General features: G+C 68.1%; 20 protein-coding genes and 1 tRNA gene. 10 read left to right on the top strand and 11 right to left on the bottom strand.

The genetic code is table 11. The features are described 5' to 3' along the window. Positions 1 to 90: 90 nt before the first annotated feature. Entirely contained in the window at positions 91 to 849 is a 759-nt protein-coding gene (locus DIZ26_RS19395; protein ID WP_232828445.1) for a (2Fe-2S)-binding protein, read from the bottom strand. An 81-nt stretch (positions 850 to 930) separates the two neighbouring features. Between DIZ26_RS19395 and DIZ26_RS19390 the strand changes: the two genes are divergently transcribed. From DIZ26_RS19390 to DIZ26_RS19380, 3 genes are read left to right on the top strand one after another with little or no spacing between them, the layout of a single operon-like run. Continuing rightward, a complete protein-coding gene (locus tag DIZ26_RS19390) occupies positions 931 to 1,353 on the top strand; it encodes an FAS1-like dehydratase domain-containing protein (protein WP_112243332.1) in 423 nt (140 codons plus the stop codon). Beyond that, positions 1,350 to 1,757: a MaoC/PaaZ C-terminal domain-containing protein gene (locus tag DIZ26_RS19385; protein WP_112243330.1), complete on the top strand. Its 408-nt coding sequence runs from the start codon at positions 1,350 to 1,352 to the stop codon at positions 1,755 to 1,757. The genes DIZ26_RS19390 and DIZ26_RS19385 overlap by 4 nt, the downstream gene beginning before the upstream one ends. Next, entirely contained in the window at positions 1,754 to 2,779 is a 1,026-nt protein-coding gene (locus DIZ26_RS19380) for a UDP-N-acetylmuramate dehydrogenase (protein WP_232828444.1), read from the top strand. The genes DIZ26_RS19385 and DIZ26_RS19380 overlap by 4 nt, the downstream gene beginning before the upstream one ends. A 25-nt stretch (positions 2,780 to 2,804) precedes the next feature. Here DIZ26_RS19380 and DIZ26_RS19375 read toward each other — a convergent pair whose 3' ends face one another. From DIZ26_RS19375 to DIZ26_RS19365, 3 genes are all read right to left on the bottom strand, one after another. Next, positions 2,805 to 3,494 (bottom strand): Abi family protein, encoded by a 690-nt coding sequence (locus DIZ26_RS19375; RefSeq protein ID WP_112243328.1) that lies wholly within the window; start codon positions 3,492 to 3,494, stop codon positions 2,805 to 2,807. A 102-nt stretch (positions 3,495 to 3,596) separates the two neighbouring features. Beyond that, a complete protein-coding gene (locus DIZ26_RS19370) occupies positions 3,597 to 4,208 on the bottom strand; it encodes a 2'-5' RNA ligase family protein (RefSeq protein ID WP_112243326.1) in 612 nt (203 codons plus the stop codon). Continuing rightward, entirely contained in the window at positions 4,198 to 5,538 is a 1,341-nt protein-coding gene (locus DIZ26_RS19365) for a hypothetical protein (protein ID WP_232828443.1), read from the bottom strand. The genes DIZ26_RS19370 and DIZ26_RS19365 overlap by 11 nt, the downstream gene beginning before the upstream one ends. 137 nt (positions 5,539 to 5,675) lie before the next feature. On the opposite strand from DIZ26_RS19365, the gene DIZ26_RS19360 reads away from it, so the two are divergent. After that, complete coding sequence (locus DIZ26_RS19360; protein ID WP_112243322.1) at positions 5,676 to 6,176, top strand: hypothetical protein; 501 nt, start codon at positions 5,676 to 5,678, stop codon at positions 6,174 to 6,176. On the opposite strand, the gene DIZ26_RS19355 is transcribed toward DIZ26_RS19360, so the two are convergent. From DIZ26_RS19355 to DIZ26_RS19340, 4 genes are all read right to left on the bottom strand, one after another. Continuing rightward, a complete protein-coding gene (locus tag DIZ26_RS19355; protein ID WP_112243320.1) occupies positions 6,173 to 7,540 on the bottom strand; it encodes a TrpB-like pyridoxal phosphate-dependent enzyme in 1,368 nt (455 codons plus the stop codon). The two genes, DIZ26_RS19360 and DIZ26_RS19355, sit on opposite strands and share 4 nt — an antisense overlap. A gap of 76 nt (positions 7,541 to 7,616) precedes the next feature. After that, entirely contained in the window at positions 7,617 to 8,657 is a 1,041-nt protein-coding gene (locus tag DIZ26_RS19350) for an adenosine deaminase (RefSeq protein ID WP_112243318.1), read from the bottom strand. Positions 8,658 to 8,737: 80 nt separating this feature from the next. Next, positions 8,738 to 10,369, bottom strand: a complete 1,632-nt coding sequence (locus DIZ26_RS19345) for a hypothetical protein (protein WP_112243316.1) — start codon at positions 10,367 to 10,369, stop codon at positions 8,738 to 8,740. A 68-nt stretch (positions 10,370 to 10,437) separates the two neighbouring features. After that, positions 10,438 to 11,631, bottom strand: coding sequence for a pyridoxal phosphate-dependent aminotransferase (locus tag DIZ26_RS19340; protein WP_112243314.1), 1,194 nt, complete (start codon positions 11,629 to 11,631; stop codon positions 10,438 to 10,440). 386 nt (positions 11,632 to 12,017) lie between these two features. On the opposite strand from DIZ26_RS19340, the gene DIZ26_RS19335 reads away from it, so the two are divergent. The 5 genes from DIZ26_RS19335 to rplA all read left to right on the top strand — a co-directional run bounded on the left by DIZ26_RS19335 (position 12,018) and on the right by rplA (position 14,808). Next, positions 12,018 to 12,090, top strand: a tRNA-Trp gene (locus DIZ26_RS19335). 56 nt (positions 12,091 to 12,146) lie between these two features. Beyond that, complete coding sequence (gene secE / locus DIZ26_RS19330) at positions 12,147 to 12,389, top strand: preprotein translocase subunit SecE (RefSeq protein ID WP_112243312.1); 243 nt, start codon at positions 12,147 to 12,149, stop codon at positions 12,387 to 12,389. A gap of 47 nt (positions 12,390 to 12,436) precedes the next feature. Further along, complete coding sequence (gene nusG / locus DIZ26_RS19325) at positions 12,437 to 13,546, top strand: transcription termination/antitermination protein NusG (protein ID WP_112243310.1); 1,110 nt, start codon at positions 12,437 to 12,439, stop codon at positions 13,544 to 13,546. 12 nt (positions 13,547 to 13,558) lie between these two features. Then, complete coding sequence (gene rplK, locus DIZ26_RS19320; RefSeq protein ID WP_112243308.1) at positions 13,559 to 13,990, top strand: 50S ribosomal protein L11; 432 nt, start codon at positions 13,559 to 13,561, stop codon at positions 13,988 to 13,990. Positions 13,991 to 14,085: 95 nt separating this feature from the next. Continuing rightward, a complete protein-coding gene (gene rplA, locus DIZ26_RS19315) occupies positions 14,086 to 14,808 on the top strand; it encodes a 50S ribosomal protein L1 (protein ID WP_112243305.1) in 723 nt (240 codons plus the stop codon). A 686-nt stretch (positions 14,809 to 15,494) separates the two neighbouring features. Here the strand turns inward: rplA and DIZ26_RS19310 are convergent. Further along, positions 15,495 to 16,520, bottom strand: a complete 1,026-nt coding sequence (locus DIZ26_RS19310) for an alpha-hydroxy acid oxidase (RefSeq protein WP_112243303.1) — start codon at positions 16,518 to 16,520, stop codon at positions 15,495 to 15,497. Positions 16,521 to 16,754: 234 nt separating this feature from the next. Here DIZ26_RS19310 and srmL point away from each other — a divergent pair, with 234 nt between their 5' ends. Continuing rightward, positions 16,755 to 17,876 (top strand): PheS-related mystery ligase SrmL, encoded by a 1,122-nt coding sequence (gene srmL, locus DIZ26_RS19305; protein ID WP_112243301.1) that lies wholly within the window; start codon positions 16,755 to 16,757, stop codon positions 17,874 to 17,876. A gap of 9 nt (positions 17,877 to 17,885) precedes the next feature. Here srmL and DIZ26_RS19300 read toward each other — a convergent pair whose 3' ends face one another. Together DIZ26_RS19300 and DIZ26_RS19295 are read right to left on the bottom strand one after the other, a co-directional pair. Next, a complete protein-coding gene (locus DIZ26_RS19300) occupies positions 17,886 to 19,151 on the bottom strand; it encodes an RNA polymerase sigma factor (protein WP_112243299.1) in 1,266 nt (421 codons plus the stop codon). 1 nt (position 19,152) lies between these two features. Further along, a complete protein-coding gene (locus DIZ26_RS19295; protein WP_112243297.1) occupies positions 19,153 to 19,512 on the bottom strand; it encodes a YciI family protein in 360 nt (119 codons plus the stop codon). Between the last annotated feature and the right edge of the window lie 99 nt (positions 19,513 to 19,611).

The raw sequence follows: 19,611 nt of genomic DNA, 5'->3' as shown, positions 1-19,611 counted from the left end.
GGTGAAGACGGCTATCTCCACCGCACTCCGGAGGTCTTCCCTACGTCAACCCACCAACCCCAACGTCACCAACGTCTCGGCCGGGTACATCTAGACCGTGAGGATTGGTTTGTCGGTGTTGTAGGCGGCTAGGCGGTCGGGGCGGGGGGTTAGGCAGCAGGAGCCGCAGACGGTGCCGGCGGCTGAATTGCTGGTGTAGTAGAGGCAGCAGGTGTTGCGGAGGTAGACGAGTTTGTTGGCGGCTGTGGTGACGTCGCCTAGGCGGGCCAGGCCTGCCGGGGCTCGGGTGATGAAGGTTTGCCAGCGGTCCAGGAGGAAGGCTGGGTCGATGGTGATGTCCTCGCGGGTGGCGGCGCAGAAGGCCATGGCGCAGCCGGCTGCTACGCCGCCGTGGAGTTGGCGGAGGCCGGCGCGGGTACGGCGGTGCAGCTCAAGCGACAGCGGTAAGAGGTGCTGGGTGAGCACCACGTCGTACAGGGTTTGCAGGCCGCCTGGGAGGAAGCGGGCCGAGCGGATGGCGACCGATGCGATGCCGTGGCCGTCGTGGGGGCGGACCCAGAGGTTGTGGGGGCGGATGTCCAGTACTCGGCCTTCGAGGGCCCAGAGGAGCAGGGCGGTGGCTGGGGCTCGGCCGGCGTAGAAGGACATCAGGCTGAGTGCGGCCGCGTGGTCGTTGACGTGTCCGCCTGCGTCGTGGTCGCGTTTGAGCAGCTCGGTCAGTTCGGGGCCGTCCGGTTCGAGGATCCGGTCCACTCGCAGCCACTCGGAGCCGCTCGGTTCGCCGAGCTCCACGCCGTAGCGAGGGGCGTATTGAGCCAGAGCGGCCACGCCCGCGCGTCCTGCCGTCACACGTCCTGCCTTCCCCAGAGAGTTCTCAGCAGAGTGGGTGGCGGCACTCGGTGTCCCAGTCTGCCAGTAGGGTTACTGGCCATGACGATCGACGCCACGATGGTCGGCCGGAGCTACACGGCCGCCGAGTCCTATCAGGTCGGCCGGGAGAAGATCCGCGAGTTCGCCGAGGCGATCGGCGACCCCAACCCGGCGTACCGGGGGGACGACGCCGTCGCGCCGCCCACCTTCGCGTTCGTGCTCAGCGCGCCCGCGCTCGATCTGCTGCTGGCGGACCCGGAGCTCGGGCTGCGGCTGGACCGGATCGTGCACGGCGCGCAGAAGTTCAACTACGTCCGCCCGATCCGGGTCGGCGACGAGGTGGCCGCCACGGCGACCATCACCACCGTCCGCAAAGCAGGTGACGTCGAGGTGATCATGTACGAGACCGTTCTGACCGGTCGCGACGGCGAGCAGCTCGCCACCTCCACCGCGACCGTCTCGCACAACCGGGCGGACTCATGAGCAGCGTCGAGGTCGGCACCGAGCTGCCGCCGCTGACCGTCACCGTGCGCCGCGAGAACCTCGTCCGGTACGCCGGTGCGAGCGGCGACTTCAACCCGATCCACTGGAACGACCGGATGGCCGTCGCGCTCGGGCTGCCCGGCGTGATCGCGCACGGGATGCTCACGATGGCCTCGGCTGCGCGTGTGGTGACGGACTGGCTGAGCGATCCGGCCGACCTGATCGAGTACGGCGTACGGTTCACCAAGCCGGTCGTCGTACCGGATGACGACAAGGGCGCCACGATCACCTTCTCGGCGAAGGTCGACAAGGTCGCCGACGGCCGCGCCGAGATCGACATCACCGCGGTTTGCGGCGACGAGAAGGTCCTCGGCCGGGCCAGGGCGGTAGTGCGCGTCTCGTGAAGACTGATGTGCGCCTGGCCGACCTGACCACCCTGCGGGTCGGGGGGCCGGCCGATCGCCTGATCGAGGCGACGACCGAGGAAGAACTGATCACCGCCGTACGAGACGCGGATGCCGCTGCCGAGCCGGTGTTGCTGCTATCGGGTGGCAGCAACGTGGTGATCGCCGACGAGGGGTTCCGGGGCACGGTGATCAAGGTCGCCAACCGCGGGATCCGGGTCGACGCGGACGCCTGTTCGGGCGCGATGATCCACGTCGCCGCGGGTGAGGACTGGGACGAGGTCGTCCAGCGCGCGATCGCGGAGGAGTGGTCGGGGCTCGAATCGATGTCGGGCATCCCGGGCCTGGCCGGTTCCACACCGGTGCAGAACGTCGGCGCGTACGGGCACGAGGTCGCCGAGACGATCGCGTCCGTTCGGGTCTGGGACCGGGTCGACAACGCGGTCCGGACGATCTTCGCGGCCGACTGCGGCTTCAGCTACCGCAGTTCGCGATTCAAGGCGGAGCCCGCGCGGTACGCCGTACTCGAGGTCGCCTTCCAGTTGCCACTCGGTGCGCTGTCCGCGCCAATCGGGTACGCCGAACTCGCGCGGGTTCTCGGCGTCGAGCAGGGGAAGCGGGCGCCGATGACGGAGGTCCGCGAGGCCGTGCTCGGGTTGCGCCGGAGCAAGGGGATGGTGCTCGACGAGGCGGACCACGACACGTGGAGCGCCGGGTCGTTCTTCACCAACCCGATGCTGGACGCGACGGCCGACGTACCGGCAGGTGCACCGCAATGGCCGCAGCCGGACGGCCGCGTGAAGACGAGCGCAGCCTGGCTGATCGAGCACGCCGGCGTGGCGAAGGGGTTCGCGATCGGCGGAGCGGCGGTGTCGTCGAAGCACACCCTCGCCCTGACCAACCGCGGCGACGCAACAGCCAAGGAAATCCTCGCCCTCGCCGCCCACGTCCGCGCCGAAGTCCACCAGGCCTTCAACATCACCCTCATCAACGAACCAGTCCTGGTGAACTGCTCCCTCTGAACCACTGCTCGGCGTGCAGACAGGCTCACTCTTCCTCTCGCTGCCGAACGAGGTAAACCACTGCGGAGGTTGCAGCGACGTACTGTCCGAGCCTGTTGTTCAGCAGTGTGGCCAGCCGGATTATTCGTCTCGATGCCGCGATCAGGTCTTCGTCGATCAGAGGTTCGTGATGGGCGACGCGATTGCGCAATCGGTTGAGGGCTGCAGCGCTGTTGTCGACATCGCGCTTTCGGTCTGCGCCGGGTGGAAATGCCCGGTGCAGATAGCGGACCCATACCGTCTTCTCATGAGCTGCTGAACTGAGATAGCGCCAGAACCCGAAGGGAAGCTCGGCAATGACTTTCCCGGGTGGATCCGTCGGCCGTACGCGGGCGCAGGCTGCGAGGAGTTGCTCGCGGTGCTGGGTGTTGATGTCCACGCGGCGTCCGTTGCGGTTGCGGATCAGTGGCGCGAAGAGCGTGGTTGCCGACCGGGTCCAGTCGACCGATCGGCCGGCCCAATACTCGGCGATCGCCTCGGCGTAAGCGTTACGCAATGCGATCTCCAGGTGTGCCAGGTCGCGCATCAGCGCGGCACTCACCTGCGAGTTCCACTCGTAAAGCCGGAGCGCGCGTTGAGGATGTCCGTCGGCGGCGGTCAAGTACTTTGCCAGGCGGGGTTTACTCAGCCAGCTCTCGACCCAAGGTCCTGACGGTGGGGGATCGAGGTGGATCATTCTTCGTCCTCGTGCTGCTATTCTTTGTGATGAAAGCCCCGGTGGACCGCTGACTCAGGTCATGTCGCCGGGGCTCTGACTTTTCCCCAGCCTTTTGCCTTGCTAGAAGCCAAGGGTTTTGCGGGTGGTCCATTCGTAGACTTGGTGGTTTCGGTGGAGGGTTATGAGGGAGATGGCCGCGATGGTGGTGGTTGCGGTGGTGGCGGGGGATTGGGACAGGAGGGCTCTGAGGGGGGCGGCGGGGGCGGGGGTGTTCCAGTAGCCGAGGGAGATGTGGGGGTTGAGTTGGGGGTTCTCGGGGATCGCGTCGGGGCCCCAGACGTCGCCGATGGCGGCTCGGAGGCGGTTGCGGAGGTCTTGCAGGGGTGCGACCGGGGTGACCGGGAGTTGGACGGTTTCCGGGTCGACGACGGCTGGGCCGACGGTCACCTGGAACGGGGAGCAGCGGGCCAGCCGTGATTCGGTGGCCAGGGCGATCTCGTCGAGGTCGGCGTCCGGGACGCGGTCGGTGAAGCCGACGCCTTGCATGGTGAGGTGCAGCCATCGCGGCGGCACCGGGGTGATCCCGGGCAGCTGCGCCAGCACGTCGGCGTACGAGTTGGCCAGGCCGACTACCGACGCGGACTCGGCGAAGGTGAGATGCCAGGTGTAGAAGGACCGGCCGGGCCGCCAGCCGGGTCGCCAGTACCAGTGGTCGCGGACCTCATCGGTCATCAGTGACTCCAATCAGTCGGTCCGGCCGCGTCTCGGCGGCCGGGTGTCGGACGAATTCGCGGATGCCCTCGTACATCGCCTGGGCCTTGCTCTCCTCGGCGTAGCGCTCGCCGCGGGTGAGGGCGGCGACCTCGCTGATCCGGTGGATCAACGGCCGGACCCTGTACTCCGAGGGAATGGCGAGCACTGGTCTCAGGGCTTCCAGGGCACCGTCGAGCTCGCCGGTCTCCAGTCGTCCCTTCACCTGCTGCAACCGGACCATCCGCTCAGATCCGTAGTTGCGCAGCGCGTGCGGAGCCGCCTCGAACAAGGCGACGCCACGATCAGCGTGCTGCAGCGTGTACTGCGCTTCGCCGAGGGTCAGGTGCGCGTCCGACCAGATCCCCTCCGCGCGTTCCGGCGTACAGCGGAAGGGGCCGCCGATGTCGGTGACGGACGGGTTGATCGTGGTCCGCTTCGCCGCGTCCAGCGCGTCGTGGGCATCGTCCAGGCGACCCATCCGGCCGAGGTCGACCGCGGCGACGCTGGCGAGGAACAGGGCGGCCGTGCCCTCGGCGTACCGGAGGCCGTCCAGGGCGTAGTCGGCGGCGCGGGCGAAGTCGTCCTGCCAGAAGGCGGCGGTGTGCTGGGTGGCGCGGACCCAGGCGCGGAGTTCGTCGAAGTCGGCGGCTTCGGCGCACGCCCAGGCGGTCCGGGTGTGGCTCTCGGCGACATCGGGCCGGCCGAGGTCGACCGACATCCAGCCGAGCAGGGTGATCGCCCAGCCGGCCGCGGCGTACAGGTCGCGGGTCTGGTGCGGTGGCTGGCGGCCGGTCAGCAGTTTGAACGCGCGGTCGCGGACCACCTTCGTGCGCAGGAAGAGCGGCTTGGTCGGCACCTTGAGGTAGTTCAGCGCGATCCGCTCGATGTCGGCGTGCAGTTGTTCGACGGTGAGGTCGCCGACGTTGGACTCCTCGGCGAGGGCGAGCATCGTGATTGACTCGTCGCCGGCATCGATCAGCTCGTCGGCCAGCCCGGCCGTCGAACAGTGCGTCAGGTCGGAGTCGAAGGAGCCCGCCGGACCGGACTGGATGAAGCCGAGCTCGCTGTCGCTGCTGACGTTCAGCACGTGCCGCAGACCCGATCGGTACGCCGCGCCCGGCCAGCGCACGGCACCGCGTTCGAGCTTGGCGATGTAGTGCCCGTCGAGGTCGTACTGCATCCCGGTCGTCTCCCACAACCAGTTGCAGACGGCCTCGGCGAGCTCGGCGCGGGACATGTACTCACCCGGCGCGCGCCGCGACGGTGTCCGCTCCCGCGCGGCTCGTAACAACCCGTTGGCCTCTGACATGGCGGTAACTGTAGGTGCCCGAACACGCCCAGCGACGGCCGAAACAGGCCCTGTGGACGACCTGCCCCGAGATGCCCCGAGATGCCCCGCGATGCCCCGAAAATCTGCCCCGAAAAAGCCCCTGGCTAGGGTGAGGCGTGCCCCAAGAAGCGTTCACCATCTTGCATGCAGAGCTCAGTCTTTTCGAGCGGGCCGAGGAAGCGTTCGCGTTGCTCGAGACGTTTCTCGAGGTCGCGCAACCCTGGATCCGGTCGGCCGTGCTCGATCCGGCGTTGCTCCGGCTGCCCGACGAGATGACCGATGACCGGGCTGTCGTCCAAGAGTTGATCGACGCGATACCGGCGGCCGAGCCCAAGCGGGCGTGGTATTCGACCGTGACGGAACGCGAGTTCGACCTGGCCGACGAACAGGCTCGCTGGGACTACACCCGGCTCGCCTACTGCTCCATCTTGGCGACAGTCTGGGGTGACGGCACCACGTATTTCGAGGTCGCCGACCAGACCAGCGCCACCTACTGGCTGCCCGACTCCATCAAGGCCTTGTACTTCGACAGCATCAAGGCCAAGGGCTGGGAGATCCCGGCCGATTGGCTGGCCGCGGTCCCGAAGTACAAGAAGCCTTGGTGGAAGCGGTTCTAGACGGCCGGTAGCTTTTCGAGGGCGCTCGCGACCGAGGCCTGGAGGTCGGCGTCGTCCCAGGAACGATCGGTCATCGTGCCGGCGAGATAAGCGTCGTACGCCGCCAGGTCGAGGTGCCCGTGTCCGCACAGGGCGGTCAGGATGACCTTCTCCTCGCCGGACTCCTTGCAGCGTTGGGCTTCCTCGACCGCGGCCGCGAGGGCATGCGTCGGCTCCGGCGCCGGCACGATCCCCTCGGTCCGGGCGAACAGGACGCCGGCCGCGAAGCAGTCGGACTGGTTCTTCGCGATCGCCTCGATCTCGCCGGTCTCGTAGAGATGGCTGATCAGCGGGCTCATCCCGTGGTACCGCAGCCCACCGGCGTGGATCGGGTCCGGCACGAAATCGTGCCCGAGGGTGTGCATCTTCATCAGTGGCGTCATGCCGAGGGTGTCGCCGAAGTCGTAGGCATACGTGCCTTGGGTGAGGGACGGGCACGCGGCCGGCTCGACAGCCCGTACGACGGGCGCCATCCGGCCGGCCCATTTCTCCCGGAGGAACGGGAAGGCCAGCCCGCCGAAGTTCGACCCGCCGCCGGTGCAGCCGATCAGCAGGTCGGGGGTCTCACCGACCATCGCGAGCTGGATCAGCGCCTCCTCGCCGATGATCGTCTGGTGCAGGAGGACGTGGTTCAGCACGCTGCCGAGCGCGTAGTGCACAGTCGGGTCCTGCACCGCCATCTCGACGGCCTCACTGATCGCGATGCCTAGCGAGCCGGTGGAGGCAGGGTTCTCCGCGAGGATCTTCCGGCCGGCCTCGGTCAACTCCGACGGGCTCGCGTGGACGGTCGCCCCGAACACCTCCATCATCGTGCGTCGGTACGGCTTCTGGTCGTACGACGCCCGCACCTGCCAGACCTCACACTCCAGCCCGTACTGCGCGCACGCGAACGCCAGCGCCGTTCCCCATTGGCCGGCGCCCGTCTCCGTGGTCAGCTTCCGGACACCCGACTTCGCGTTGTAGTAGGCCTGCGGGACCGCGGTGTTCGGCTTGTGCGAGCCGGCCGGGGACACGCCTTCGTACTTGTAATAGATCCGCGCGGGCGTATCCAGCGCCTTCTCCAGCCGATGCGCCCGGTAGAGCGGACTCGGGCGCCACAGGCGGTAGACGTCGAGCACCTCACCAGGGATGTCGACGTACTGGTCCTGTGACACCTCTTGCATGATCAGGTCCATCGGGAACAGCGGCGCCAGGTCATCCGGTCCGACGGGCTGCCCGGTGCCGGGATGCAGCACCGGCGGCGGTGGCGTCGGAAGATCGTGCAGCACGTTGTACCAGCGGGTCGGCAGCTCGTCCTCGGGCAGCAGGATCTTCGTCGGCGTCATGCCGCAAAGTTAGGCCTGCTCCCAGCCCGCCGCAATGCCCTCGGGATGCACTCGCCGAGCACTCCGCGTGAACTGGCTAGGAAGCCACCGGCGCCGGCTGGTCGACACCGAGCCACTCGTCGATCTCCGCGAGCAGACCCTTCTGTACGTCGGCGGGCGCGGTCGACGCGAGCACCGAGCCTCGGGCCAGCTCAGCCAGTTCGGCGTCGTTGAAGCCGTGCACATTCCGAGCCGTCTCGTATTGCTCCGCAAGCCGGGAGCCGAACAACAACGGATCGTCCGCCCCGAGCGCGATCCGCGCACCGGCGTCGTACAGCTGTCGCAGCGGCACGTCCTCGGCGCGCTGGTAGACACCCAGCGAGACGTTGGAAGCAGGGCAGACCTCGAGCGCGACCCCGGCGTCGACCACGCGCTTCAGAAGATCTGGATTCTCGACAGTACGCACCCCGTGGCCGATCCGGCCTGCTCCGAGCTCGTCCAGGCAGGTCCGCACCGTCGCTGGGCCGCACAGCTCACCGCCGTGCGGTACTGCGAGGAGCCCCGCGTTCCGCGCGATCCGGAAGGCCGCGGAGAACTCTGAGGTGGTCCCGCGCCGCTCGTCGTTGGACAGCCCGAAGCCGACCACGCCCCGTCCGACGTACTGCGCTGCTAGGCGCGCGAGGGTCCGCGCGTCCAGCGGATGCCGGGTCCGGTTCGCCGCGATCACCACCTGTACGCCGATCCCCGTGGATGCGGCGGCATCGCGCGCAGCGTCCAGGACCAGATCGGTGAACTCGGTGATGCCGTGGAAGCGGCCGGCGTACCCCGACGGGTCCACCTGGATCTCGAGCCAGCGGGAGCCGTCGGCGCGGTCGTCCTCGGCTGCCTCGCGGACGAGGCGGCGTACGTCCTCCTCGGTCCGCAGTACGGACCGGGCGATGTCGTACAGCCGCTGGAAGCGGAACCACCCGCGCTCGTCGGCGGCGGACAGATCCGGCGGCCAGTCGGTGCGCAGCGCGTCGGGCAGCCGGACGCCGTGCTTGTCGGCCAGCTCGACCAGGGTCAGATGCCGCATGGAGCCGGAGAAGTGCAGATGCAGGTGGGTCTTCGGCAGCAGCCGCAGGTCCCGACTCGTCATCACAGAAGGTTACCGACGGATCGGCTTCTGACGAAACCGGCGGTCCACCCGGCCAAGGAAACCGGACGGACCGCCGCGGATCAGCGGGTGACCTTGTAGGCCCTGGTGATGGTCTCGTCGACCGTGTTGCCGAGCGAGTCCGCCGCCCGCGTGCGCAGTGAGACAGACGAAGCGTCCACCGGCACCGAGACCACTGCGGTGTACTTGCCTGCAGCGCTTGCCGTCACGGGCGCGTCCTGCCAGGTCTTGCCGTCATCGGTCGAGGTCTGGACCGTCAGCGTGGTCAGCTTGCCCACCGCAGCGTCCCGCTGGGCCTCGACGACGATCGGAAGGGCGTGGGTCGGCCCGGACCTCAGGGTGTTGTGGTCATCGACCGGCGGCGCGAACCTGACCGCCCACAGGGGGAGTGCGACCCGCTTGGTAGTCCTCGCCGACCTGAAGGCCCAGGAAGTCCGTACGGCGGTGGAGGTGCCGAGTACCCCGGTGCCATTCGTGGCCAGATCGACGCGGTAGCGGCCACTGGCTGCCGGAACCGTGACCAAGGCCGGTGGATTACCCGGCTCGTAAGCGACCTCGGCGAGCGAACTGCCGTCGCGGGTCACACTCAGCGTGCCGGGGCCGGTCGCTGCCGCGCCGGAGTGTCCCGCGCTGTCTCCGATGACCGGTAGCAACGACATGACATCGCCCTCGCGATAGGCGAAGGGACTGTCGGCGTACGGGGGTGCTGGAAAGGCCGGGCCGAGCACAGCGCCGCCGAAGGTCTCCGAGTAGCTCCTGCCCGCCTGGTACGACGTTGCTGTGCCGTTCTGGTTGCTGGGCGCCTCTGCCTGCTCGGCATCCCGGAAAGCGGTCGAGGCCGACCAGGTCGCGCCGACGGCAGTCACGTGGACAGTAGGGGTGGCTGGGAGGTTCGGATACCAGTAGGTCATGCCGTGGCCACCCTCGAGCACAGGCGTCGCCGGCATCACGCCGTACGAGGCTCCGGTGCCTTTGCCCTGGGCAACGAGGGTCGGACGGACAGTTGCCAGCTCGGTCGGCCGCACTGCTTTGTCGAACCCTGTGAAGAAGCTGCCAGGCCTGTCCTGGACAACGGAGTAGATGTACGGAGTGGCCTGGAACGGGGTCGTTCCGGCCGCGCTGGGCTTGGCCCACTCGCTGTTGATCCGGCCGCTGAAGCCGGCCGGCGACGGACCTAGCTGGGCCGTGTAGAGCTTGGTGTCTCCGTCCCCGATCACGTTGCTGCTGTACGGCTGAGCTGTCGTGGTCAACGTGTAGTCGACCGACGTGAACACTCGCCTGGCGCTCGGCTCGGGGACGGAGATCCGCACCGGCTGGGCCTGCCGGGCATCAATGGTGAGCGTCAGGTCTGCAGTCAATTCGAGCTTCGGAGTGACCAGGAAGTTGTGCTCCGGAGCGTCCTTGCCGACTCCGATCGTGGTCTCCAGCAGGTACGACCCCTTCGGCAGCCGCACCCGGGAGGTCCCGTCCGGCTCGTTCAGCTGCACCAGGTCGGGGGAGGCCGCGTACCGATCCAGCAGGGTGTCGAGATAGTTCCCGGTCACCGCCCCCGACCGGTCGAGGTGCTTGATCGTGAGCTCGAAAGTCTGCTCGGTCCCACCGGCTGATGCCGGGAGGGCGGACGACCCGGCGGCCAGGGCCAGGGCGCTCAGGCCCGCGCCGAGCGACCTCGTCGTACGGGGGAAAGGGTTCATACCCGTTCCGACGCCGTGGCCGACCGGCACTGTCACCGAATACCGGCACTTCGAAGAACTGCGAAACGTCAGCCCAGGAGCTTCTGGATGCGGGAGACGCCTTCGATCAGGTCGTCGTCGCCGAGGGCGTAGGACAGGCGCAGGTAGCCGGGGGCGCCGAAGGCTTCGCCCGGTACGACGGCGACCTCGGCCTCGTCGAGGATGATCTCGGCCAGTTCGGTGGAGGTGGTCGGCGTACGGCCGTTGAGCTCGCGGCCGAACACGCCCTTCACCGAGGGGTAGGCGTAGAACGCGCCGGTGGGCTCGGGGCACTCGACGCCGGGGATCTCGTTCAGCATCGAGACCATCAGCTTGCGGCGCCGGTCGAACGCGACCTTCATCTCGTCGACGGCCGTCAGGTCACCGGTCAGCGCGGCGATCGCGGCCCGCTGCGCGACGTTGCAGACGTTGGACGTCTGGTGCGACTGCAGGTTGGTCGCGGCCTTGATGACGTCCTTCGGGCCGATCATCCAGCCGACCCGCCAGCCGGTCATCGCGTACGTCTTGGCGACGCCGTTCAGGACGACGGTGTGCTCGGCCAGCTCCGGTACGACGACCGGCAGCGAGGTCGACTTCGCGTCGCCGTACGTCAGGTGCTCGTAGATCTCGTCCGTGATCACCCAGATGCCGTGCTCCAACGCCCAGCGGCCGATCGCCTCGATCGCCTCGGGGGTGTCCACCGCGCCGGTCGGGTTCGACGGCGAGCAGAACAGCAGCGCCTTGGTCTTCTCGGTCCGGGCGGCTTCCAGTTGCTCGACGGTAACCAGGTAGTTCTGCGTCTCGTCGGCGAGCACCTCGACCGGTACGCCGCCGGCCAGCTGGATCGTCTCGGGGTAAGTGGTCCAGTACGGCGCCGGCAGCAGCACCTCGTCGCCCGGGTCCAGCAGCGTCGCGAACGTGTTGTAGACCGCGTGCTTCCCGCCATTGGTGACGAGCACCTGGCTCGCCTCGATCTCGTACCCGGAATCCCGCTTGGTCTTGTCGACGATCGCCTGCTTGAGCTCCGGCAGACCACCGGCCGGGCTGTAGCGGTGGTTCCTCGGATCGCGGGCGGCCGCGACGGCCGCCTCGACGATGTAGTCCGGGGTGGGGAAGTCCGGTTCGCCGGCGCCGAAGCCGATCACCGGGCGGCCGGCGGCCTTGAGCGCCTTCGCCTTCGCGTCCACCGCGAGCGTGGCCGATTCACTGATTGCACCGATCCGTGCAGAAATACGGGAGACCATGCCGCCCATCCTGGCACTGCCGCCAGGTTCGTCACACCTCGGTATCGCCTGGTGACCGGCGTACGGACGGACGATTCGCGACCCGACGGGCAGCTGGTTCGCGGGCGATGGACGGGTGATGTGCAGCTGGTTCGCGGCCGATGGCCGGCTGGTGGGCGGAACTCATCCCCACCCCTCGCCGTTGTCGGGAGGTGGAGACGGTATCGTTCTGCCCGCGGTACGGCGTCCGGAGTGGGGCGTGGCGGGCGCTCGGTGCCTCACCTGGGCTCAGTTCGACCAGGTGGCCCCGACCCCGTACACTCTTCTAGTCCGGGCGTTGATGGCCCTGATCCGGCATGCCCTGGATCAGGTCCGGCGGCGTCTGGGAAGCAGTACCAGATTTGCAGAGGGCACTAGCTCAACTGGCAGAGCATCGGTCTCCAAAACCGAAGGTTGGGGGTTCAAGTCCCTCGTGCCCTGCAAATCCTGACCGGCGCAGGGCCGGCCAGGGACGCCGCTAGCGAAAGAGGTAGGTCGTGACGGAGACGCGCACCCCGGCACCGTCCGGCGCCGGCAAGCCGGCGGAGAGCAAGTCGGGCAACCGGCTGCTGCGCTTCTATCGCCAGGTCGTCGCCGAGCTCCGCAAGGTGGTCTGGCCGACCCGCAAGCAGCTGTCCACCTACTTCATGGTCGTGCTGACCTTCGTGGTTTTCGTGATCGCGATCGTGTCGGTGCTCGACCTGGTCTTCGGCTGGGCGATGTTCAAGATCTTCGGCTGATCGACCTGAGCCAGCCGGCACCAGCCTGACCCACCCCCGATGCACAGATGACGGAGTACAACGTGCCCGACCAGCGTGACGACGAGGTCCTCGAGGTAGAGGACGAGTTCGACGTATCCGCTGACTCCGGCGTCGACCTCGGCTTCGACCTGGACGACGAGGACGACGACGACCTGTTCGCCGATCTCGACGTCGAGATCGCCGACGACGACGAGGACGATGTCGAGGTCGACGCGGACAGTGAGTACGCCGCCGACGACGAGGCCGAAGCGGGCACGCCCGACGAGGACGACTCCGACGACGAGCCGGTCGTGGTGGTCGAGGCCGCCGACGACGCGGAGGACGACGAGATCGTCACCGCCGCCGATGTCGACGACGCCGCCGACGAGCTGGCCGAGGAGACCGCCGAGACCACGCTCGACGACACCGACGAGGAGCTGACCGCTCCCGACGCCGTCGTCTTCTCCAGTGCGGACGAGGACGCGGCGGACGACGAGGACGAAGAAGAAGCCGAGGAAGCGGAGCCGGCCGAGCCGGTCGACCCGCTGGAGGAGCTGCGCAACACGCTGCGCTCCCAGATCGGCGACTGGTACGTGGTGCACACGTACTCAGGGATGGAGAACCGGGTCAAGGGCAACCTGGAGAACCGGATCAACTCCCTGAACATGGAGGACTACATCTTCGAGATCATCGTGCCGACCGAAGAGGTCGCCGAGATCAAGAACGGGCAGCGCCGGATGGTCAAGCGCACCGTGCTCCCCGGGTACGTGCTGGTCCGGATGGACCTGACGGACGAGTCCTGGTCGACCGTGCGGCACACGCCGTCGGTGACCGGCTTCGTCGGGAACAGCCAGAAGCCCGTCCCGCTCAGCCTCGAAGAGGTCGAGAAGATGCTCGCTCCGGCCGTCGTGGCGGCGGCCGAGGCGGCGGCAGCCGAAACCGGTGCCGCACCCACCAAGACCGCGGCCAAGAAGAAGGTCGAGGTCGCCGACTTCGGCGTCGGTGACTCGGTCATGGTGGTCGACGGGCCGTTCGCGACCCTGCACGCCACGATCACGGAGATCAATGCCGACGCCCAGCGGATCAAGGCGCTGGTGGAGATCTTCGGCCGGGAGACCCCGGTGGAACTCAGCTTCAGCCAGATCCAGAAAGTCTAAGGACCCGAGAGAATGCCTCCCAAGAAGAAGATCGCTGCCCTCGTGAAGGTGCAGCTCCAGGCCGGTGCCGCGACGCCGGCCCCGCCGGTCGGTACCGCGCTCGGTCCGCACGGCGTCAACATCATGGAGTTCTGCAAGGCGTACAACGCCCAGACGGAATCCATGCGTGGCAACGTCGTGCCGGTCGAGATCACCATCTACGAAGACCGCTCCTTCACGTTCATCACCAAGACGCCGCCGGCGCCGGAGATGATCAAGAAGGCCGCGGGCCTGCAGAAGGGTTCGGCCGTCCCGCAGAAGGACAAGGTCGGCAAGATCACCGCTGACCAGGTCCGCGAGATCGCCACCACCAAGATGCCGGACCTGAACGCCCGCGACATCGATGCCGCGATGAAGATCATCGAAGGCACCGCGCGGTCGATGGGTGTCGTCGTCGAGAAGTGATCCGACGGCCCCCGGCCGACGGAACGTAGTACGCAACAGCAGTTGTGGCAGGGCGAAGCGCCGCCCGTGACACCACATCCCAGAGAGGAACAGACATGACTCAGCGCAGCAAGAGCTACCGCGCCATCGCGGAGAAGATCGACTTCGACAAGCTGTACACGCCGCTGGAGGCCGTCAAGCTGGCCAAGGAAGCGGCGGCCGGCAAGAAGCTGAACTCCACCGTCGACGTCGCGATGCGCCTCGGGGTCGACCCCCGCAAGGCCGACCAGATGGTGCGCGGCACCGTCATCCTTCCGCACGGCACCGGCAAGACGGCACGGGTCCTCGTCTTCGCCACCGGTGAGAAGGCCGAGGCCGCCAAGGCCGCCGGCGCCGACTTCGTCGGCGACGACGACATGATCAAGAAGGTGACCGACGGCTGGCTCGACTTCGACGCCGTCGTCGCCACCCCCGACCTGATGGGCAAGGTCGGCCGGCTCGGGCGCGTGCTCGGCCCGCGTGGTCTGATGCCGAACCCGAAGACCGGCACCGTCACCCCCGACGTGACGAAGGCTGTCAACGAGATCAAGGGTGGCAAGATCGAGTTCCGGGTCGACCGGCACGCGAACCTGCACTTCATCATCGGCAAGGCCTCCTTCGACGAGGCCCAACTGGTGGAGAACTACGGCGCCGCACTGGAGGAGATTCTCCGGCTGAAGCCCTCCAGCTCCAAGGGCCGCTACATCAAGAAGACCGTCTTCTCGACCACGATGGGTCCGGGCGTCCAGGTGGACCCCAACATCACCCGCAACCTGCTCGAGGAGCCGGCCGAGGCCTGAGCCTCACCGCTCCACCCCGAAAGACCCCGGTCAGTCGACCGGGGTCTTTCGCGTACTACAACCCGCTTCGCACCTCCTGCGTCGGCGCTCGACCCACCCGCCCCGGTACGCCGCTCCTGCGTCGCGGCTGAAGCTGTCGCTCGGGCAGACCCGCGTTCGCGAGGTGCGAGTCCGCCGGGTCTTTCGCGTACTACGACCCGCTTCGCCCCTCCTGCGTCGGCGCTCGACCCACCCGCCCCGGTACGCCGCTCCTCCGTCGCGGCTGAGAGACGAGGGTGCCCGAATCGGTAGGCGAAGCGGCGAGAGATGCCTGAGTCGGAGGGGTGGTCGGGCGAGGTGCCCGAGCTCGCGGGTAAAGCGCGAGGTGCTCGGGTCGGCGGGTGAAGCTGCGGGGCGCCCGAGTCCGGCTGCGGCTGGCGTGGTTCCTCAAGCGGATGTCCGCCTTCGCGTCTGCGATCTCGTCGCTCAGCCTGTCCAACCCGGTGGATGGTCCGGGCCGAAGCGCTGAGCTTGAACCGTTCGCAGCTAACGCGGTAGCTGGCCGGGTGAGGTCTGAGCGACCCGGCGCATCCGCCAGCCGAGCGACCCGGCCGACCCGACCGACAGCTTCAGCCGCGACGGAGGAGCGGCGTCCGGGGTGGGTGGGTCGAGCGCCGACGTAGGAGGCGCGAAGCGGGGCGTAGTACTCAGAGGTCGAGTAGGTCGGGTGAGAGGCCGGCGAGGGTTGGTACGCCGATGAGGCGCATCGCGTGGTCGAGTTCGTTGCCTAGGTCATCGATCAGGCGGGTGACTCCGGCGGAGCCCCCGACCGTGAGGGCCCAGAGCGCGGGTCGGCCGACGAAGACAGCGCGTGCGCCGAGGGCCAGTGCCGCGAGGACGTGTTCGCCTCGTCGGATGCCGCCGTCGACGTACAGTTCGGTGTCAGAACCGCGAAGGGCCTCGGCCACTTCCGGCAAAGCGCGAGCGGTGGAGATCGAGGCGTCGAGTTGGCGGCCGCCGTGGTTGGACACGATCACGCCGGCGGCGCCCGCGTCGGCGCAGCGCTTGGCGTCGTCGGCGCGGAGGACGCCCTTGACGACCACCGGGAGTCCGGTGCGTTCGGCGAGCCAGCCGATGACATCGGGGGTGAGGTCGTCCGCCTTGCCGAGATCGTCGTCGGAGTACTCGTCCAGGTTCGCCAGCAAATGCCCCTCGGGGATCACCTCCCAAACGGTCGGCCCGTCGTCCTCCTTCCGCCCGACGACCGGCGTATCCGCAGTCAGTACTACGGCTCGCGCGCCCGCCGCCACCGCTTTGTCGAGCATCCGGAGCGTCACGTCGCGGTTCTTCACCACGTAGATCTGCAGCCACCAGGGCGCACCGACAGCACCGATGTCGGCGAACGTCTTACCGGCGTTGCTGGAGACGCCGAGGACCGAGTTGGCCGCGGCGACTCCGGCCGCCATTGCTGCCTCGCCGTCCGGGTCGGCCTGTCGCTGGAGCGTGGTCGGAGCAATCATGACTGGTACGTCGATCGGGGTGCCGAGCACGGTGGTCCGCAGGTCGACGGTCGACACATCGGTCAGGACGTGCGGCCGGAACCGGTACGAGTTCCAGGCGGCGGTGGCCTCCGCGACGCTGACGCCGCCGGCCGACCCTTGGCGGAAGTACCGGTGGACGGGCTCGGGGAGCTTCTCGGCAGCGGCCGCTTCCAGGGAGTCGATCCATCGCATGCCAGCGATGGTGCCATCAAGTGCTGGGCCAGCGCGCGCGAAATACCCAGGCGCCGGCTGGAACCGGCCCGGTACAGTGGATGGCGTGAAGCAGCATGCGCAGCGATTTCTGCGCCCCGGCCGGCACTGCGGTGCCGACGGGGTGAGTCGCTGCTGCGCTCTCTCCTGAGGTGACCGCGGCCGGTCGGGGTGTCTTCTCCTCCGAACCCGCTGCTCACCCTGGAGTGAAACCTCATGTCTGTCCTCACCACTGAAGAACTGCACGCTGCTCTGTCCCTGCGCGACCTCGCCGACCCGGCCCAAGGCCCGCACGCGATCCAGTTGATCGTCGACTCGATCCGTACCGCGCTCGGCCAGGCCTGGCCGTACACCGAGATCTGGACCAGGCGGGACCATCCCGTGGTCTCCCTGGCCGACAACTACGACAACCTCGGGTACGCCGCCGACGCGGTGACCCGGGAGGAGCGCTATACCCGCTATGCCTCGCCAGGTGAGGTACTGCGGAGTCACACGTCGGCCATGATCCCGCCGGCGCTTCGGGAGCTGGCCGGCTCAAAATCATCGGACGTACTGATGGTCTGCGCGGGCATCTGCTATCGCCGCGACTCCGTCGACTGGCAGCACACCGGTACGCCGCATCAGCTCGACCTGTGGCGAATCAGCCGCAACGTCACCCTGGGCGAGGCCGAGCTGGAGGACATGATCGCCCGGCTCGTCGACACCGTCCTGCCGGGACAGACGTATCGCACGGTCCCAGCGGTGCATCCTTACACGATTCACGGCCGGCAGATCGACGTACTGCTCGACGACCAGTGGATCGAGATCGGCGAATGCGGCGTCGCTGCACCCGCCGTACTGCGGCGTGCCGGGCTCGACGATCGCTGGACCGGCCTGGCGATGGGGCCCGGTCTGGACCGTTTGCTCATGCTGCGCAAGGGCATCCCGGACATTCGATTGCTTCGGGCAACGGATCCACGAGTGGCCACCCAGTTGCTCGACCTCACGCCGTACAAGCCGGTCTCGTCGATGCCACCGATCCGGCGGGACCTGTCGCTCGTGGTCGGTGACTCGACTGATCTGTCGGACGAGGTGCTGGGTGACCGCGTGCGGCAGGCCTTGGGTGCCGACGCGGAGGCCGCCGAATCCGTCGAGGTGCTGGGCGAAACGCCGTACGCCGATCTGCCGGAGGCGGCGCGGAACCGGCTCCGGCTTCGCCCCGGTCAACGCAACGTGCTGCTCAGGCTGATCCTCAGATCCCTGGACCGGACCTTGACGGACCACGAGGCCAATGTCCTTCGCGACAAGGTGTACTCGGCCTTGCACGAAGGGCCGGTCTTGGAGTTGATCGTCAGCTGAGCAGGCGGGCTACTCCTGGTCGAGTCGCGCCAGGCGCTCGGCCAGGAAGGCCCGTTCGGCTTCGTTGCTGGTCAGGTCGAGCGCGCGGCGGTAGGCGATCGCGGCCTCGTCGCCGCGCCCCGAACGTTCGAGCAGGTCCGCTTTGATGGCCGGAAGGTACTGGTACCGATCGAGCCGGCCGTCCTTTTCCAGCTCCTCGAGCTCGAACAAGGCCTGAGCCGGACCCGCGACCATCGAGACAGCGACGACGCGGTTCAGCGCGACCACCGGTGACGGCCAGACCGTCAGCAGTTCGTCGTAGAGGGTGACGATCTGCGGCCAGTCGGTCTGGTCGTAGGCCGGTGCCTCGGCATACAAGGAGGCGATCGCTGCCTGCAGGATGTACCGTCCCGGTCGGCCGCCACGAAGGCCGGCCACGATCAGCTCATGTGCTTCCGCAATCGCCGACCGGTCCCACTGGGATCGGTCCTGCTCCTCGAGGCGGAGCAACCGGCCGGTGGCGTCGACCCGGGTGGCGCGGCGCGCGTCGGTGACCAGTAGCAGTGCGAGCAGACCGGACACCTCCCGCTCGTCGGGCATCAGTTCGCCGAGCATTCGCGCCAGCCGAAGCGACTGGTCGGCGAGGTCGGTGCGCAGCAGCGAAGCACCTGATGGGGCAGTGTGCCCGGTGGTGAACAGCAGGTGGATCACGGCCAGCACGCTGCGCAGCCGATCCGGCAGCTCGGCGGCGGCCGGAACGCGGTACGGGATACGGGCGGTTGAGATCTTCTTCTTCGCCCGCGTCATCCGGGCGGCCATCGTCGGCTCGGACACCAGGAACATCCGGGCGATGTCGCTGGTGGACACTCCACACACGAGTCGCAGGGTGAGCGCCAGTTGCGCGTCCTCGGCCAGGGCCGGGTGGCAGCACAGGAAGATCAGCCTGAGCCGCTCGTCGGGTACGACGTCCACGGCCTCCTCCTCGACCGGTTCGAGCAGTTCTTCGTCGGTCATCTCGTCGGGCTCCAGCAGGAGCGGCAGCTTCGAGCGCAGCACCCGCTCCCGCCGTACCGCGTCCATCGCGCGGCGCTTGGCGGTGGTGGTGAGCCAGGCAATCGGCTGCTTCGGGACACCGTCGCGGGCCCATCCCACCAACGCCGCCGCGTAGGCCTCTTGCACGCACTCCTCGGCGAGATCCAGATCCCGCGTCAGCCGCGCGGTCGTGGCCAGCACCAAGCCCCACCCGCGCCGATGGGCGTCCGCGACCGCTGACTCGATCTCGCCGGGAGCCGTCATCTCAGCCCTCGGCGGGCTGAGTGATGACGCCGCCGCTGTGGACCGGACGCACCTCCACGCCACCGCCCTGCTGCGTGGCGGGGTTGCGTCGGGCGATCTCCAGGGCGGCGTCCAGATCGGGCGCTTCGATCACATAGAAGCCGGCCACCACCTCCTTGGCCTCCACGAATGGCCCGTCGGTGACGACATCACCCCGGATCGACGTCGCCATGTCCCTGGGCGTCAAGGCGAACGCGGCCACCACGGCGCCGGCCTCCTCCAGTTCGGCGGCGTGCTTGTCATGGATTGCGAGGTCTTCCGGCGTGGCCTGCGGAGCATGCGCGGAGTCGTTCGCGTAGATCAAGATCGCGTACTGGGCCATGGTGTCTCTCCTTCGTCGATCGGCTGTCGTTCTACTCCCTTGTCGAACGGCCGAACCGGAATCGACAACCGCCGGCAACATTCGTGCTGATCAGATCCT

The sequence above is a fragment of the Kribbella monticola genome, from assembly GCF_003261635.1.
Lineage (GTDB): Bacteria > Actinomycetota > Actinomycetes > Propionibacteriales > Kribbellaceae > Kribbella > Kribbella monticola.
This window is presented reverse-complemented; position numbering and strand designations above follow the sequence as displayed.